The organism is Streptomyces sp. NPDC014623, from assembly GCF_043088245.1.
Taxonomy (GTDB): Bacteria; Actinomycetota; Actinomycetes; order Streptomycetales; family Streptomycetaceae; genus Streptomyces.
Window position 1 is genome coordinate 237,560 of sequence record NZ_JBIBZU010000008.1, and the last position, 15,611, is coordinate 253,170.

The 15,611-nt window shown below is 71.1% G+C and carries 14 protein-coding genes; 1 reads left to right on the top strand and 13 read right to left on the bottom strand.

What is annotated here, in order from left to right:
* Positions 1–17 precede the first annotated feature (17 nt).
* From ACF1FZ_RS15905 to ACF1FZ_RS15965, 13 genes are all read right to left on the bottom strand, one after another.
* Positions 18–812: an SDR family NAD(P)-dependent oxidoreductase gene (locus ACF1FZ_RS15905; protein WP_391774029.1), complete on the bottom strand. Its 795-nt coding sequence runs from the start codon at positions 810–812 to the stop codon at positions 18–20.
* Positions 813–1,437: 625 nt separating this feature from the next.
* On the bottom strand, positions 1,438–1,935 hold the full coding sequence (locus ACF1FZ_RS15910; RefSeq protein ID WP_391773971.1) for a peptidylprolyl isomerase: 498 nt from the start codon (positions 1,933–1,935) through the stop codon (positions 1,438–1,440).
* Between the two features lie 146 nt (positions 1,936–2,081).
* Positions 2,082–2,570, bottom strand: a complete 489-nt coding sequence (locus tag ACF1FZ_RS15915) for a lamin tail domain-containing protein (protein WP_391773972.1) — start codon at positions 2,568–2,570, stop codon at positions 2,082–2,084.
* A gap of 340 nt (positions 2,571–2,910) precedes the next feature.
* Positions 2,911–3,144, bottom strand: a complete 234-nt coding sequence (locus ACF1FZ_RS15920) for a hypothetical protein (protein ID WP_391773973.1) — start codon at positions 3,142–3,144, stop codon at positions 2,911–2,913.
* Positions 3,145–3,287: 143 nt separating this feature from the next.
* Positions 3,288–4,178: an SDR family oxidoreductase gene (locus tag ACF1FZ_RS15925; protein ID WP_391773974.1), complete on the bottom strand. Its 891-nt coding sequence runs from the start codon at positions 4,176–4,178 to the stop codon at positions 3,288–3,290.
* 189 nt (positions 4,179–4,367) lie between these two features.
* Positions 4,368–4,790 (bottom strand): DUF6221 family protein, encoded by a 423-nt coding sequence (locus tag ACF1FZ_RS15930; protein WP_391773975.1) that lies wholly within the window; start codon positions 4,788–4,790, stop codon positions 4,368–4,370.
* Positions 4,791–4,958: 168 nt separating this feature from the next.
* On the bottom strand, positions 4,959–7,400 hold the full coding sequence (locus ACF1FZ_RS15935) for a SpoIIE family protein phosphatase (protein WP_391773976.1): 2,442 nt from the start codon (positions 7,398–7,400) through the stop codon (positions 4,959–4,961).
* Between the two features lie 55 nt (positions 7,401–7,455).
* Positions 7,456–8,361 carry a PfkB family carbohydrate kinase gene (locus ACF1FZ_RS15940; protein WP_391773977.1) on the bottom strand — a complete coding sequence of 302 codons (906 nt, stop codon included), beginning with the start codon at positions 8,359–8,361 and terminating at the stop codon, positions 7,456–7,458.
* A complete protein-coding gene (locus ACF1FZ_RS15945; protein WP_391773978.1) occupies positions 8,358–9,347 on the bottom strand; it encodes a zinc-dependent alcohol dehydrogenase family protein in 990 nt (329 codons plus the stop codon). Before ACF1FZ_RS15945 ends, ACF1FZ_RS15940 begins: the two co-directional genes overlap by 4 nt.
* Complete coding sequence (locus ACF1FZ_RS15950) at positions 9,347–10,219, bottom strand: carbohydrate ABC transporter permease (protein ID WP_391773979.1); 873 nt, start codon at positions 10,217–10,219, stop codon at positions 9,347–9,349. Before ACF1FZ_RS15950 ends, ACF1FZ_RS15945 begins: the two co-directional genes overlap by 1 nt.
* Complete coding sequence (locus ACF1FZ_RS15955) at positions 10,216–11,181, bottom strand: carbohydrate ABC transporter permease (RefSeq protein WP_391773980.1); 966 nt, start codon at positions 11,179–11,181, stop codon at positions 10,216–10,218. The genes ACF1FZ_RS15950 and ACF1FZ_RS15955 overlap by 4 nt, the downstream gene beginning before the upstream one ends.
* Positions 11,178–12,536: an ABC transporter substrate-binding protein gene (locus ACF1FZ_RS15960; RefSeq protein ID WP_391773981.1), complete on the bottom strand. Its 1,359-nt coding sequence runs from the start codon at positions 12,534–12,536 to the stop codon at positions 11,178–11,180. Before ACF1FZ_RS15960 ends, ACF1FZ_RS15955 begins: the two co-directional genes overlap by 4 nt.
* A 134-nt stretch (positions 12,537–12,670) precedes the next feature.
* A complete protein-coding gene (locus tag ACF1FZ_RS15965) occupies positions 12,671–13,432 on the bottom strand; it encodes a DeoR/GlpR family DNA-binding transcription regulator (protein WP_391773982.1) in 762 nt (253 codons plus the stop codon).
* A gap of 441 nt (positions 13,433–13,873) precedes the next feature.
* Here ACF1FZ_RS15965 and ACF1FZ_RS15970 point away from each other — a divergent pair, with 441 nt between their 5' ends.
* The gene (locus ACF1FZ_RS15970) at positions 13,874–15,589 is read left to right on the top strand and encodes a lysyl oxidase family protein (protein WP_391773983.1); all 1,716 of its coding nucleotides are present in this window, start codon (positions 13,874–13,876) and stop codon (positions 15,587–15,589) included.
* Positions 15,590–15,611 lie beyond the last annotated feature (22 nt).

Here is a 15,611-nt window from a genome sequence, read left to right on the forward strand (position 1 = left end):
CATGCCAGCCCGGGGTTTCAGGGCACGATCGAGTCGATGTAACCGCCGTCCACCCGCACGGCCGCGCCCGTGGTGGCCGACGCCTGCGGGGAACTGAGGTAGACGACGAGGTTCGCGATCTCCTCCGGTTCGATCAGCCGCTGGAGCAGGGACTGCGGACGGTGTACGCGCATGAATGCGCGCTGGGCCTCGTCCCAGGGGAGGTCACCGCCCATGAGTTCGTGGACGAAGTCCTCGACACCGCCGGTGTGCGTGGGCCCGGCGATCACGGAGTTCACCGTCACCCCGGTGCCCGCGGCCTCCTTGGCGAAGCCCCGGGAGACAGCGAGCAGTGCGGTCTTCGACATGCCGTAGTGGATCATCTCGGCGGGAATGACGATCGCTGAGTCGCTCGCGATGTTCTGGACACGGCCCCATCCCCGCTCGGTCATGCCCGGCAGGTAGTGGCGGATCAGGCGCACCGCGCTGAGGACGTTGGTGTCGAAGTAGGCCCGCCATTCTTCATCGGTGATCTCCAGCGGAGGCCGGGAGCCGAAGATGCCGAGGTTGTTGACGAGGATGTCCGCGACGGGGGCCGCCGCGTGCAGCTCTGCCGCCCCCTGCTCGGTGGCGAGGTCGCAGGCGACCGTGAGTACGTCGGCTTCCGGTTCGGTGCCGCGCAGGGCGCCCACGGCCTCGTCGAGCCTCCCCTGGCCCCGGCCGGTCAGCACGACGCGCGCTCCGGCACCGGCCAGCCCGGTGGCGACGGCGAGCCCGATGCCCTGCGAGGAGCCGGTCACGACCGCGGTCCTGCCGGAGAGATCGATACGCACCCTGCCGCCCTTTCGTCCGGTGCCCGCGGTGTGCGGGGCTGTGTCCACCCTGGCACTCCCCGCCCCGGCACGCCTTCCGGCAGACGTTGCTCACGTCGACCGCCGGCGGCCGGGACGCGGGATCAGCGCCATGGCCTCGGAGCCTTCCCGCCTCCAAGAGACCGACCCCGAGGAGCCGCACGCGATACCGGGCCACCACATCACCGTGGCCGGAGCGGGAGGACGGCCCACCTGACCGGGCAGTGCCCTCCCGGCCGGACGGGGGCCCCTGTGGGCCCGGCGGTCAGGCCGGCCAGGTCATGGCCGGCGCGCTGGTCGCGCTCGCAGCGGTCGGCGCGCCCCCGGAGCGGGTGGTGCGGTCCGTGAGCCACGTCGTCAGCGACGGCACCCCTGTGCTCGCCGGAGCCCGGAGCCGGCTGACAGCCTCATCGCTCGCCTCCGCCCTCCCCTCCGCGGACGCGCCGCTCGGGGTCGCCCAGCCGGGCTTCAGGGGCCGGCTGGCCGAGCTGGACCTCACGGCCCCACGGCAGCGCTCGAGGGCTGGGCGGCCGCCGTCACGCAGGCCGCGCGGCGCAGGCCGGTGCTCCCGACCGGTGGAATCCGGCCAGGAGCACCGTCACGTGCGTCAGAGGACGCCGGACTCGGAGACGGCGATCTTCGCCTTGGTCTTGCCGGTCGAGGAGCCGTAGGACTCGATCTTGCGGACGAGCTCCATGCTCGCCTCGTCCGCGACCTCACCGAACACGACGTGCTTGCCGTCCAGCCACGGGGTGACGACGGTGGTGATGAAGAACTGCGAACCGTTGGTGTTCGGTCCGGCGTTGGCCATCGAGAGCAGACCCGGCTTGTTGTGCTTCAAGGTGAAGTTCTCGTCGGCGAACTTCTCGCCGTAGATGCTCTTGCCGCCGGTGCCGTCGCCCCGGGTGAAGTCACCGCCCTGGAGCATGAAGTCCGGGATGACCCGGTGGAACGGCGAGCCCGCGTAACCGAAGCCCTGCTCACCGGTGGCCAGCGCGCGGAAGTTCTCCGCCGTCTTGGGGGCCACGTCGTCGAAGAGGTTGAACACGATCCGCCCGGCGGGCTGGTCGTCGATGGTGATGTCGAAATACGCCTTGATGGTCATGAGTCCATCCTGACATCACCCGCGGCCTCCTGATGCACAGGCCCCGCCCCCCAGCGGGTGCGGCCGCACGGAACCGGCGCCCCACGGGGCGAGCCGTGGTACTCCGTTTCGGTCAGGGAGAACGCCGCTCCCCCTGCCGGTGCCGCTCAGCGGTTGCCGCGGCGGCCGCCGTCGCGGTGCCGGCCCCAGGACTCGGATTCGGCCGTGTGCCCGCGGTCGTCGCGGAGCGTGGCGGTGTCCCCGCTGTCCCCCGTGCAGTGACGACGGTCCTGGTACACGTCGTGCCGGGTGTCACGGCCGGCACCGGTGTGGACGCGGACGCAGGAGCGGCCGGGCAGCCGCAGACCGGACCTGCACGAGCGCCGGCTCTCGTCGGTGAGCGTCCAGCCGCGGAGGTCGACGGAGTGACGACTGGTGTGGGTGACGGTGGCCCACTCGGCGTTCAGACTGCGGTCGGAGCCGTTGTCGCGGCCGGGGCTGTCGTACTGGATCTTGTCCAGGACGACAGCGGAGCGCTGCGCCGACCGGTGGTGACCGCGGTTCCGGCCATCGGCCGTTGCCGGCAGGGCCGCTGCGGCGAGCAGCGCGCCGGAGGCGAGGACGGTGGCGGTGATCCGTCGTGCGGCACGGGACATGGAAACCCCTCGTCATGCAGGCCCGGAACGAAGCGCCGGGCGTTTTCCGACCCCGGCGTCGTGCCGGGAACGCAGCCTTCGTCCCGCTTTCGAGATAGCCGGAAAGTGCCCTGATCCGCGTGACGAAGTGCGGACATCTCCGTCACACACGACTGCATTCGGCACGAATGCCGAAGATCACCCATCTGTCAATCGTTGACCGTTACACCGATCCTTTCGGGAGCCGTCCGCCTGGTCATGCCGCCCCGTTCCATCCGGCCCCGCTCCCCCGGGCGTCCCCGCCTCGACGACGAGGAGCCGTGCAGCAGGAGCGAGAGCGCTTACCCGGACAGGAGTTCCCTCACCGCCGGGAAAGAAGATCGCGCGTTCGAGCCTTCAGCATCCAGCTCGAAGGCGCGAGACGGACGCGCTGGCCGCCACCGGCGATCAGCGCGTTCACAGGTGCCATCGGATCCAGAGCCATCGACCTGGCCAGCAGGACGCCGGCGGCGAGCGGGAGCAGGGTCACGGCCAGCGCCGTACCGGCGCAGGTCAGGTTCCGGATGCGGGGGCGCGTCGGCGTCTCGGGGTCCATGGTGCCCATTCGACCGCCGAAGTCCCGGTGCGCGGATCGGGTCGCGTACTCAGACGCGCCGTTTCCCGTACTCAGTCAGACTCCGTACGCCTGCCGCTCCCCTCCGGTCGGCCCGGCACCTCTCCGCTCCCGGCGGACGCGCATCAGCCGTCCGCTCCCCGCCGGGCCGCGGCGTCGGCCCGGCCGCCGGCCCCCAGGAGCCCGGTCGGCTCGAACGGAACCCTCTGCTTCAGCCTGGGCAGCTCGCGCTTCGAATACGCCGTGACGACCGGGGGCATCGCGGCACGCACCCACTGCGTGGCCCGGAGCCACCCGGGCGAGTACACGGCGGCACTGCGCCGCTCGACCGCCCGCACCATGTGGCGCGCCACGGTCTCCGCCGGGTAGACCTTGCGCGCGGGCCGCGGCATGTGTGCCCGCAGCTCGCGCAGCACGGGCTGCTGGTCGACGCCGCGGATCATTTCGGTGTCGGTCCAGTTCAGGTAGCCGATGCCGACGCCGACGTGTTGATGGGCCAGCTCGGCACGCAGCGAGTGCGCGAACGACTCCACACCGGCCTTGGAGGCGCAGTAGGCACTCATCATCGGCGCGGCTCCGATGGAGGCCAGCGAGGCTATCTGCAGGTAGTAACCCCGCGTGGTGTGCAGTTGGGGCAGGAAGGCCCGTGCGGTGATCGCGCTCCCGATCAGGTTCACCTCGATCACCCGCCGCCAGGTCACCGGGTCGGACTCCGCGAAGGGACCGCCTTCCGCGAGTCCCGCGTTGGCGACCACGACCGACACGGGCCCGAGCTGCTCCCTGACCTCGTCCGCCGCCTCCGCCATTCCCGCGTCGTCGGTGACATCGACCTCCCAGCACCGTGCCGGGCCGGGGAGCGAGCCCCGCACCCGGGCCAGGCCCGACGCCTCCCGGCCGATCAGGGCGACCGTGACGCCACGGCTCCCCAGCTCCCGGGCGACGGCGGCGCCGACACCCCGCGCGGCGCCGGTCACGACGGCGACCCGGCCCTCCAGGGGACCAGCTGTATCCGTCATACGTGCCTCCTCCGGGTGGACCGCGACGGCGCCGCCCGGCACCGGCTCGCGAACGGGCGGTGCTTCCACCTAAGCATCACCGGCGGCATGCCGCCCCACGAGACGAGCGGGCCCGCGCCTGGGCCCGCACCCGGGGCGCCGTCCGGCGGAGCCGGGAACCTCGGGCCGTCACACGGCCCGGGCAGGGCCTCACTCCGCGGAGGAGGGCGGCCCCCAGTGGGAGAACCGCGGCAGCCACTTCACCCGGTAGCCGGGGTGACCGGCGTGCTCGGCGGCCATCTGCCGGACGACGAACCCCAGCCCGACGGCTCGGCCCGAGGTGAAGTCCTGCGCCGGGCGGTCGGTGTCCAGGGCCGCGATCTCCTCGTACTCGTCCAGGAGGACCCTGGTGGTCTCGATGCGGTGCAGGGTGCGCGCCGGGTCCTGGAAGGCGATGTGCCGGTCGTAGCCGCGCGACCGTACGACGAAGGCGATACCGCTCGTGCGGTCGTGCACCTCGCCGGGCGCCTCGGCCGGGGTCCGCCAGCCGTCACCGCCCGCTTCCCGTGCGATGTCCTCCTCCTCGGCGAGACGCGCCCGCACGAAGGCCAACAGGTCCGTGTTGTCTGCCATCTGGTTTTCGAATCCTTCTCCGTCACAGACCGCGGCGGATGATCCACTCACCGCCACGGACCCGTTCTGCCCGACCAGCAGAGGATGCCTCACCGAGGCGCCTTGGACGCAGTCCGCACCGGGTGCGTCCGTATGACGGACACCGCACACTGCCGCCACCTGCGGGAATCAGCGGGGTGGGCCCTCACGGGCGGCCATGAGCAGCGCGATGTCGTCGGGCCGGTCGTCGTCCTGCCCGGCCTGTCCGATGATGCGGTCCGCGGTCACGGCGAGCGGCATGTGGCCCACTGCGGCCAGGGTGCTGCGCAAACGCTCGATGCCCTCGTCGATGTCCGTACCCGACTTCTCCACGAGTCCGTCCGTGAACAGTGCCAGGACGCCTCCGGGGCTGAGCAGGAGTTCCGTGACGGGATAGGAGGCACCGGGGTCGACACCGAGCACCACGCCCCCGGGGAGGTCCAGGACCTCGGTCCGGCCGTCGGGGTGCCGCAGGACGGGCTGGGGGTGCCCGGCGCGTACGGCCGAGGTGGCGCCGGTGGCGGGGTCGAGCAGCACGTAGCAGCAACTGGCGAACTGGCCGGGGTCGAGGCCGATGAGAAGCCGGTTGGTGGCACTCATGATTTCCTGCGGCTCGTGCCCGATGAGAGCGAAGGCCCGTACGGCACTGCGCAGTTGACCCATGGTGGCGGCTGCGGCGACACCGTGCCCCTGGACGTCCCCGATGACCAGGGCCAGTCCGCTGCCGGTCTCGATGACGTCGTACCAGTCGCCCCCGACCTCGATGTCCTGGGTGCCCGAGAGGTAACGCCCGACGGTTTCGACGTGGTCGACGACGGGGAGCCGGTGGGGCAGGAGGGCGTCCTGGAGCCCCCTGGCGAGCGCGGCCTCGGTGTCGTAGCGCTGGGCGCGCTGCAGTGCCTGGGCGATGAGCCCTGCCAGCGCGGTCAGCACGGCGCGCTCCTCCGGGCTGAAACCGCGGGGCTGGTCGAAACCGAGGATGCACGAACCGACGGGGCGCCCCGAGGCGATGAGCGGCAGGAAGGCACGGGCGCCGACACTGGCGTCCATGGGAATGCCGGGGTAGGCGTCGCCCAGTTGTTCCATGGACTCGAAGAACAGCGGCCGGCCGGTCGTGAGCGTCTCCACTCCGGGGATGTGGGTGTCGAGGCCGACCCCGTCGAACCGGTCGAGGAAACCCTTGGGGAAGCCCGTCTCCCAGGCCAGGTAGAGGCGCCGTTCGTTCTGGAGGTAGATGGCCAGCTGCCGGCCGCCGAAGGCGGGCAGCAGCTCCTCCGTGACCACCGCCGACACCTGACGCGCCGTGACGGCCTCCGTCAGCGCGATGGCCAGGGCGACCGGCCGGTACAGGACGGTGGAGCGATCGGCCGGTGAGCCGAGTTCTTCTCCCGGGGTGGCACCGGCTTGCGGTGTGTGGCCGGGCCGCCCGGAGGGGCTGAGGGTGATCGTGACACCGTCGCGGCCGGGGAACATCGCCACGGACAGCCACTGGGTCGGCGTCCGCCTGGCGAGGAAGTGGACCGGGTCGTCCGAGAACAGGGAGGCCCGGCGGTGGTCCTCGTAGGCCGGGTTCGCCAGCCAGGGCAGCGCCTCCCCCAGGGGCCGGCCGGTCAGCTCCGCCCGGCTGTGACCGAGGATCTCCTCCGCCGCACGGTTGACATAGGTGATCCGTCCGAGCCTGTCGTGGGAGAGCGTGCCACGCGGGATCCGGTCGGCCGCGTCGGGGACGGCCGGGCCCGCTCCGGGGTCGCACAGGACCCCGGTCAGCAGGCCCGCCGGGCCTCCGCGCTCCCCGGGGCCGGAGAGTTCGACCAGAAGAGGGCTGCCGTCGGGCCCCCAGAGCGGCATCCGGCGCACATGGGGTTCCGCCGACCGCGCGGCCCTGCTGCCCAGCGTCCACAGTCCGTACAGGTCCTCGGGCAGCAGCCCCGCCGTGAGCGCCTCCATGGAACGCACCGGTGCGTCCGTGGGCGCATGGCCCAGAATCTCGTGCGTGCAGTCGTCCGCGGTGACCGCTCCGCTGCCCGTGTCCCACTCGAAGTGACCGACGCGCAGCTGCCGCGCGGTGTCCGAAGGAAGCCGTACGGGCATGGGCTCGCCCTCCCACTCGGCCGGTGCGTCCTGTGCGGCGATGTCGGCGCCGAGGCTCCGGGCGACGGCCTCCATCCGTCGGCGGTCGGCTCCCCCGACCGGCTCGCCCCGGGTCGCGTAGCGCAGGACGACGAGCACGCCCACGGGTGTGGTCCCGGCCGGTACGGGCACGTAGAGCGATCCGAAGGGGAAGGGCAGTCCCGCCATCAGCTGCGGGAACCGGCGCATGGCGGCCTCCGCGTCGCCCAGATACACCGGGCTGTTCGAACGATAGGCCTCGGCCACCGGGAAGGGCCGGTTCACATGCATCCGCCACCAGGGACGCAGCAGGGAAACGGGCAGCCCCGCGAGCACCGCCATGAGGAGGAGGCCCGGCGTCCTGGAGCGCAGGTAGACCCCGCCCGCGTACCCCCCGACGGCGTCGACGGCGCTCACCACGGCCTGGGCGAGCACCAGCGACAGGCCGTCGGGCGTTCGGCTGCCTTCGGGGCTCCAGGTCACACAGCCAGGATGCGCACCCGCACGCGGGTGCGCATGTCCACGGTCCGCCCGCCCTCTACGCCACGGAGGGCTCTGTGCCCGCTTGCGCGCACACCGAAGCGGCGGCCTCGGAGGCGTAGGCCAGCATGTCCCGCACCTCCCCCGGCCCGGGGGTCGCCGTGAAGGTGCCGAGGGCGCCCATCCGGCTCAGCAGGCCCGCGGCGAACGCGTCCCCCGCGCCGATCGTGTTGACCACCTCCACCGGTGTGGCCGCCACGGACACGGGGGGCGCGGTCGCCGTGTACGCCGTGCTGCCCCTCGCACCCCGGGTGAGGACCACCAGCCGCCCGCCGTCCGCCAGCTTGCGGCACGTCTCCTCGGGATCGGCCCCCGGCCACAGCCGTTCCAGGTCCTCGTCGCTGGCCTTCACGACATGTGCGAGACCGCACAGTTCCCGAAGCGCCGCCGAGCCGTGGTCCGTGCCGAGGGTGCGGTCCTGGCGGACGTTGGGGTCCACGACGAGGAGGGAGTGCTCCGAGGCCGCGAGGGCGGTCGACCGTACGGCCGATGCCGCCGGCTCGACGACGGCCGCGAGGCCGCCCACGTACACGGCTCCGAAACCGGCGGCGCGTGCGGAGAGGCCGGGCAGCCGGAACGTCGCCGTGTCCTGGAGATGGAAGTGGTACCCCGTCCCCCCGGCCCCCGGTTCGGCGACGGCCAGCGCGGTGGGCAGGCCGGAGCGTTCGCAGAGCGTGAGATCGACCCCGGCCGCGCTCAGCCGGTCCTCGATCGTGCGGGCGAAGCCGTCGCCGCCCAGCCCCCCGGCGAACGACACGGGGGTGCCGAGCCTGGCCAGCCCGACGGCGACGTTCGCCGGAGCCCCGCCGAACTGGGCGGCCCGTACGCCGCCGTCCCCGGCCACGGGCACGAGGTCGATGAGGGCCTCCCCCAGCACGAGGACGGCGCCGGGCCCGCCCGTCACGGCTCCACCACGATCTTGCGGCCGATGCCCGCCTTGAAGCGGTCGATGGCCTGCGGGTACTGCTCGAGCGGCAACCGGTCGCTGATGAAGACGGCGGGGTCGAGCACTCCGGTGGCGAAGAGCGCTGCGGCGCGTTCGTAGCTGTGCAGGACGGCCATCGAGCCGGTGATGGTGATCTCCTGGTTGTAGATGCGGTACGGCTCGATGACCGCCGTCGTCGCGTAGTCGGCCACCCCGAACTGGAGGAACGTCCCCCCCTTGGCGACGCGTCCCAGGCCGTCCTGGATGGCGGCCGCGTTCCCGGTGGCGTCGATGACGACGTCCCAGCCGGCGGGGCGGTCCAGCTCGTCGGCCCCGGCCGCGGACCGGGAGCAGCCGAGGAGGGCGGCCGTGGCGAGGCGCTCGGGGTTCACGTCCAGGATGTCGACGCCGGCCGCCCCGGTGCGCTTGGCGAGCTCCAGCATCATCAGGCCCATGGTCCCGGAGCCGTAGATGAGCACCTCGGCACCGAGAGTGCTGCTCAGTACGTCGTAGCCCCGGACCGCGCAGGACAGCGGCTCGATCAGGGCGGCGTCCTTGACGTCGATGTGCTCGGGCAGTTTGACGCAGTTGGCCACGGGTGCGACGGCGTACTCGGCGGCGCCGCCGGAGACGGTGACGCCGATGGCGGCCCAGCGCTCGCAGAGGTTGCCGCGTCCGCTGCGGCAGTAACGGCACTCGTGGCAGTGCAGGGAGGGGTCGACGGCGACCCGGTCACCGACGGCCAGCTCCGTGACGTCACGCCCGACGCCCACGATCTCCCCGGCGAACTCGTGGCCGGGGACGAGCGGCAGGGTGGGCGCGAATTCGCCCTGCAGGATGTGCAGATCGGTGCCGCACAGCCCGCACGAGGCGACGGACACGACGACCTCACGGGGGCCGGGCGTGGGGTCGGGGACGGTGGTGACGGAGACCTTGCCGGGGGCTTCGACGATCGCTGCCCGCATTATTTCACTGCTCCAAGAGACAGGCCCTGGACGAGTTTGTCCTGGGCGGCGTAGCCGGCGGCGAGCACCGGCAGGGACACGACGACGGACGCGGCACACAGCTGGGCGAGGAAGAGGCCCTGGCTGGTGACGAATCCGGTGAGGAAGACGGGGGCGGTCTGGGCGACGACACCGGTGAGCACCCGTGCGAAGAGCAGTTCGTTCCAGCTGAAGATGAAGCAGATCAGGGCGGTCGCCGCGATGCCCGGCGCGGCCATCGGAGCGACCACGCGGGCCAGGACGGTCGGCAGTCTCGCGCCGTCGACCTGGGCTGCCTCGATGACGGACACCGGGATGTCGGCGAGGAAGGACTGCATCATCCAGACGGCGATCGGCAGGTTCATCGAGGTGTAGAGCAGGACGAGGAGCCAGATGTTGTCCAGCATCCCGGCGTTCTTGGCGAACAGGTAGACGGGGAGGAGTCCCGCGACGACGGGGAGCATCTTCGTGGAGAGGAAGAAGAACATCACGTCCGTCCACTTGCGGACGCGCCTGATGGACAGGGCGTACGCCGCCGGGAGCGCCAGCAGGAGCACCAGGACCGTGGAGAAGAAGGAGGCGCCCAGGGAGTTGAGCAGCGGCGGCCACGGGGTGACGCCGGTGTCGGCGCCGAAGAAGGCCCGGTAGCCGTCGAGGGTGAGCGGTGCGAAGAGGGAGGGCGGGTTGGTCGCTGCGTCGGACTCGGCGTGCAGCGACGTCAGCAGCATCCACAGCGCGGGCAGGCAGAAGGCGAGTCCTGCCGCCCAGGCCAGCAGGCCGAGCGCGGTGTTGCGTCGTTTGGCTCTGCGCAGGACCCGCCGCGCGGACGGGGCGGGGACGGTGGTGGTGGTCATGCGCGGTTCGCCTCCTCACTGAAGAGGGACGAGACGGTCCGGAGCGCGAAGGTGGCGATGATGATCGTGCCGATCACCACGACGACTCCCGCGGCGGACGCCAGTCCGTATTCGTGGGCCTGGTAGAAGGTCTGGTAGATCGTGTACGGAAGGTTGGCGGTGCCCAGTCCTCCGGCGGTGATGGTGAACACCGCGTCGAAGTTCTGCACGATGTAGACGGCGCCGAGCAGGACCCCGAGTTCGAGGTACCTGCGCAGGTGCGGCAGGGTCAGGTAACGGAAGGTCTGCCAGGCGCTCGCCCCGTCGAGGCGCGCGGCTTCGACGACTTCCGCGGGCCGGCTCTGGAGCCCCGCGAGCAGGATCAGCATCATGAACGGCGTCCACTGCCAGACCAGCGCGGCGATGACGGCGAGCAGCGGCATGTCGGCGATCCAGTCCGGCTGGCTCGCGGTGGTGTCCCCGAAGAGCTCCCCGATCCAGCTCAGCGCGCCGTTGAGGAGGCCGTACTCCGGGTTGTAGAGCGCGTGCTTCCACAGCAGCGCGGCGGAGACGGGCACGATCAGGAACGGCGTGATGAGCAGGGTGCGGACCAGGCCGCGGCCGAAGAACGTACGGTCCAGGAGCAGCGCCAGGGCGAGGCCGATGACCACGGTGGCGACGACGACACCCGTGGTGAGCATGATCGTGGTGACGACCGAGTCGCGGAGCGCGGCGTCCGTGAAGACGGAGGCGTAGTTGTCGAGCCCGTTGAACGCGCGTTTGTCGGGGTTGAGGGAGTTCCAGTCGAAGAGGGAGATCACCAGGGTCGCCACGAAGGGCAGCTGGGTGACGACGATCAGGAAGACCAGGGCGGGCAGGAGCGGAGCCCTGGTGGCCCAGGCCCGGGGGCCTGTCTTCTTGCGGGCGGGGGCGGCCGGGGGCCGGGGTGGTGACTGGGGCGTGGTGCCGACTGCTGTGGTCATCGGTACTCCTTGGCGACCTGTTCGGCCAGCTTCTGGGAGGTGGCCAGCGCCTTGTCGACGGACTGGCGGCCGGCTATGGCCGCGCTGATCTCCTGCGCGACCCTGGTGCCGAGATCGGTGAACTCGGGGACGCCGACGAACTGGATGCCGGGCACGGGGCGCGGCTGGGTGCCCGGGTTCCTGGGGTCGGCGCCGGAGATGGCCTGCTCGGTGACGTCCGCGAAGGCGCCTGCCGCCTTGCGGTATTCGGGGTTGTCGTAGGTGGAGGCCCGTTTGCCGGCCGGGACGTCGGACCAGCCGCTCGTCTCGCCGACGAGCGTCTCGTACTCCTTGCTCGAGGCCCAGGAGACGAACTTCCATGCGTCGTCGGCCTTCTTGGACGCCTTCTGGATGCCCCAGGCCCAGGTGTAGAGCCACCCCGAGCTCTTGGTCTCCTCGACCGGCGCGGGTACGTAACCGATCTTCCCCTTGACCGGCGAGCCCGCGGCCTCCAGCGAGCCGGCGCCGGCCGTGGCGTCGTACCACATGGCGGTCTTGCCCTGGGTCATGTTGTTGAGGCACTCGGCGTACCCGGCCTGGGACGCGCCGCGTTCCCCGTGCTCGCGCACGAGGTCGACGTAGAACTTCGTGGCCTTCTTGAACTCGGGTGAGGTGAGCCGGGGTTCCCAGTCCTCGGTGAACCAGGTGCCGCCCATGGTGTTGACGACGGTGGTGAGCGGGGCGATGAGCTCGCCCCAGCCGGGGAGTCCGCGCAGGCAGATGCCCTTCATGCCGGGCTCGGCGCCGTCCGCCTCCGCCGCGAGTCCGGCCACCTGGTTCCAGGTGGGGTGCTCGGGCATCGTCAGCCCCTTCGCCTCGAAGACGTCCTTGCGGTACATGAGGAACGACGACTCGCCGTAGAAGGGTTCGGCGTAGAGCCTGCCCTCGGCGGTGAGTGACTCCCGCAGGGGTTCGAGGATGTCCTCCTGGTCGAAGGCGGTGTCCTCGGCGGCGTACGAGTCGAGCGGGTGCAGCCAGTCGTTCTTCGCGAAGAAGGGCACCTCGAAGTTGCTGATGGTGCCGACGTCGTACTGGCCGGCCTGGTTGGAGAAGTCCTGGCTGATCTTGTCGCGGACGTCGTTCTCGGGGAGCACGGTGAAGTGGACCTTGATGCCGGTCTCCTCGGTGAAGTGTTCGGCGGTGAGCTTCTGCAGCTCCACCATCTGCGGGTTGTTCACCATGAGTACGTTCAGTGCGTCACCTCCTCCGAACGAGGTGCCGCCCGCTCCGGCGCACCCGGCGGCGAGGAACGTCATCACTGCCGTGCCCGCGACCGCACGCACGCGGATGCCGCGGCGTCGTTGCTGGTGGGGCATAAGTTCTCCTGATCGGTCGTAGCGGCTCATGGATCGGTGCCCGTGTCCTCCCGCCCTCCTCGGCGGTTCCGGACGTGGCGGGGCCGCCCTCCGTCCGCCTGGCGGGGCGGGGAGAGCGAGGAGGGCGGGCCGGGTCAGACCCGGATGACGTTCGGGCCGAGCAGGGAGTAGCGCTGGGCCTCGGCCGAGGGCAGCCCCGTGTCGGTGACGACGGCCTCGAAGTCGCCGACACCGGCGAAGCGGCAGAAGCTCACCGCTCCGAACTTCGAGTGGACTCCCGCGAAGACACGGCGGCGGGCGCTGCGCATGGCCTGCGCCTTGACCTCACCGACCGCCGGGTCCGGGGTGGTGAGCCCGTACTGGCGGGAGATGCCGTTCGCGCCGACGTACGCCAGGTCGATGACGAAGTCGGCGAGCATGCGGGTGGCCCAGTGGTCGACGGTCGCCATGGTGCTGCCCCGCAGGCGCCCGCCGAGCAGGAGCACGGAGGTCTTCTCCACGTCCGCCAGGACCGTGGCGACCGCCAGGGAGGCGGTGACCACGGTCAGCGGCCGGTCGCGGGGAAGGGCTTCCGCTATGAGCTGCGGGGTGAACCCCTCGTCGACGAAAACCGTCTCGGCGTCCCCGAGCAGGTCGGCGGCCGCCGTCGCGATCCGTGATTTCTGCGGCACGTGGTGCGTGGTGCGCATCGCCAGCGTGGTCTCGAACCCCGCGCTCTCCACCGGGTACGCACCACCGTGCGTGCGGCGTACGAGACCGTGTTCCTCGAGGGTGTGCAGATCACGCCTGATGGTCTCCTTGGCCACCTGGAACCGTTCGGCCAGCCGGTTCACATCGACCGAACCGTCCTGCCGGGCGGTCTCGAGAATTCCTCGTCGGCGTTCCTCGGTGCCCACGAAACCATCCCTGCGCTAGTACGAATCCGGTGCGGCCCCTGCGTCCGTTCGGGCTCACGCATTGTTTGTACAAGCAGGAACGGTCGTTCGACCAGCTTATTCGCGCAACAGGCTGCGCCCGTTCATGCCCGTTCCACGGCGGCTTTCACGCTGGTGGCCGCGCCACGTCGCGGGCGGGCCGGCCGGATGCCGCCCGGAACACCCGTGGACGTGCCCGTTTCATGCCCGTCAGCGGTCACACAGGCATCGGAGCTTCTAGCACAGCTATCTCAAGCATGAGACGGAAACAGCTCGGAAATGTCTGATTGTGCGCCCCCGTGCCTGATTTCGGCCAACAATCCGGGGTTGATCTGCCTTCGGACAACCTCCGGCCGTGGTTGCCGTCTCTCACAGGCAAAGCGACTCCACCGCCCCCACGGGGCACTCGGACATCGGAGAACGATGAGCACCAGAACCCCCCGCAGCCGCCTGTGGCGACCGGCGGTGTCCGCCGCCGCGGCGATCACCGTGACCGCCGGCGTCGTCGCCGCAGCGCCTGACAGCAAGGAGGCGGGGCCTGCTCCCCAGCTCGGCCTGGTCGCCGCGTCGAAGTCGGTGACGCTCGACTCGTGGAAGGAGGATCCGGGCGTCTACCTGGACCTGGGGACGTACCTCACCGCCTCGGGCGCCCCGCTCGAGCTGCGGGTGACCCGCAAGAGTTACAAGGATCCGGTCATCGCCACCCAGGTCCTCCGGGAGGGCGCGAAGACCCGGACCAAGCCCCTTCCCGAAGGACTGGTGAAGGACTTCTCCGGGCTGCCGGACTTCGTCCGCATCACGCTCCGGGACGCCGCCGGCAAGTCGGTGCTGAGCCGCACGGAGTCGTTCTGCCCGAACAACGCGTCGGGCAGGATCCAGCCCGACGCCCCGGCCACGTCGAAGTATCCCGAGAGCTGCCCCACGAACCCCTTCACGCTCGGTTCGGTATGGGGTGTCGAGAACGGCTGGGCGTCCAACACGTACGCCGGCTACTACGCGACGCCGGTCGCTCTCGCGGCCGGCACCTACACCGCGGAAGTGGCCGTCACCCAGCGCTACCGCGACCTGTTCAAGATCGCCGACAAGCCCCAGACCGTCAAGGTGACGGTGCGTGAGCGCAGCTGGGAGGAGGAGAGCACCGCAGCCGCTCCCGGCGCCCGCTCGGCGCCGGGGCACGCGGCCCACACGTCCGGGCGCTCGGGCCACGCCGGGCACACCGCTTCGCGTACACCGGCTCCGGCGTCCGGGACCACCGGAGCCGGGCCCTCGTACAACGTGGGCCACGGCCCCCACGCGCCCGCCCCCGCCGCCGTGCCGTGGGCCGTCAGGCGTGCGGGGCTCCGGTCGGCGCAGGGCGACGGGCCGGGCATCACGGACGGGTCCCGGCAGGCTCCCGCCGCACGGCCGAACGCCCAGCGTCCGACGGGCAGGGCGACCGTGCCGGACGTCCCCAAGCCCGACCTGCGTTCGCTGCCCGCCTACGGCATCACCATCGGTCAGGGCGACGCCGATACGCCGGGCAAGGACTATCTGGCCTTCAGTGCCAACGTGTGGAACGCGGGTCCCGCGCAGCTGGTGGTGGACGGCTTCCGCAAGCCGGGCAACGAGCTGATGGACGCCTACCAGTACTTCTACGACGCCTCGGGCAAGCAGGTCGGCTACACGCCCACCGGCACCATGGAGTGGGACCCCCGGCCGGGTCACGAGCACTGGCACTTCACCGACTTCGCGAGCTACCGGCTGCTGAAGGCCGACCGGAAGGAAACCGTGCGCAGCGGCAAGGAGGCCTTCTGCCTGGCCAACACCGACGCGGTCGACTACACGGTGAAGAACGCGAACTGGCACCCGGACAACACCGATCTGTCCACGGCGTGCGGTCAGGAGAACTCCATCTCCGTACGGGAGGTGCTCGACGTGGGTTCCGGTGACACGTACACCCAGGACCTCCCCGGCCAGTCCTTCGACATCACCGGCCTGGCGAACGGCACCTACTACATCCAGGTGCTGGCCAACCCGGAGAAGCGGCTCAAGGAGACCGACCTCGGGAACAACAGCGCCCTGCGGAAGGTCGTTCTGGGCGGCAAGCCCGGCGCCCGTACGGTGACCGTCCCCAAGCACGATCTGGTCGACGCGCCCTGACACGTGTCCCGGCGTCGCGGCC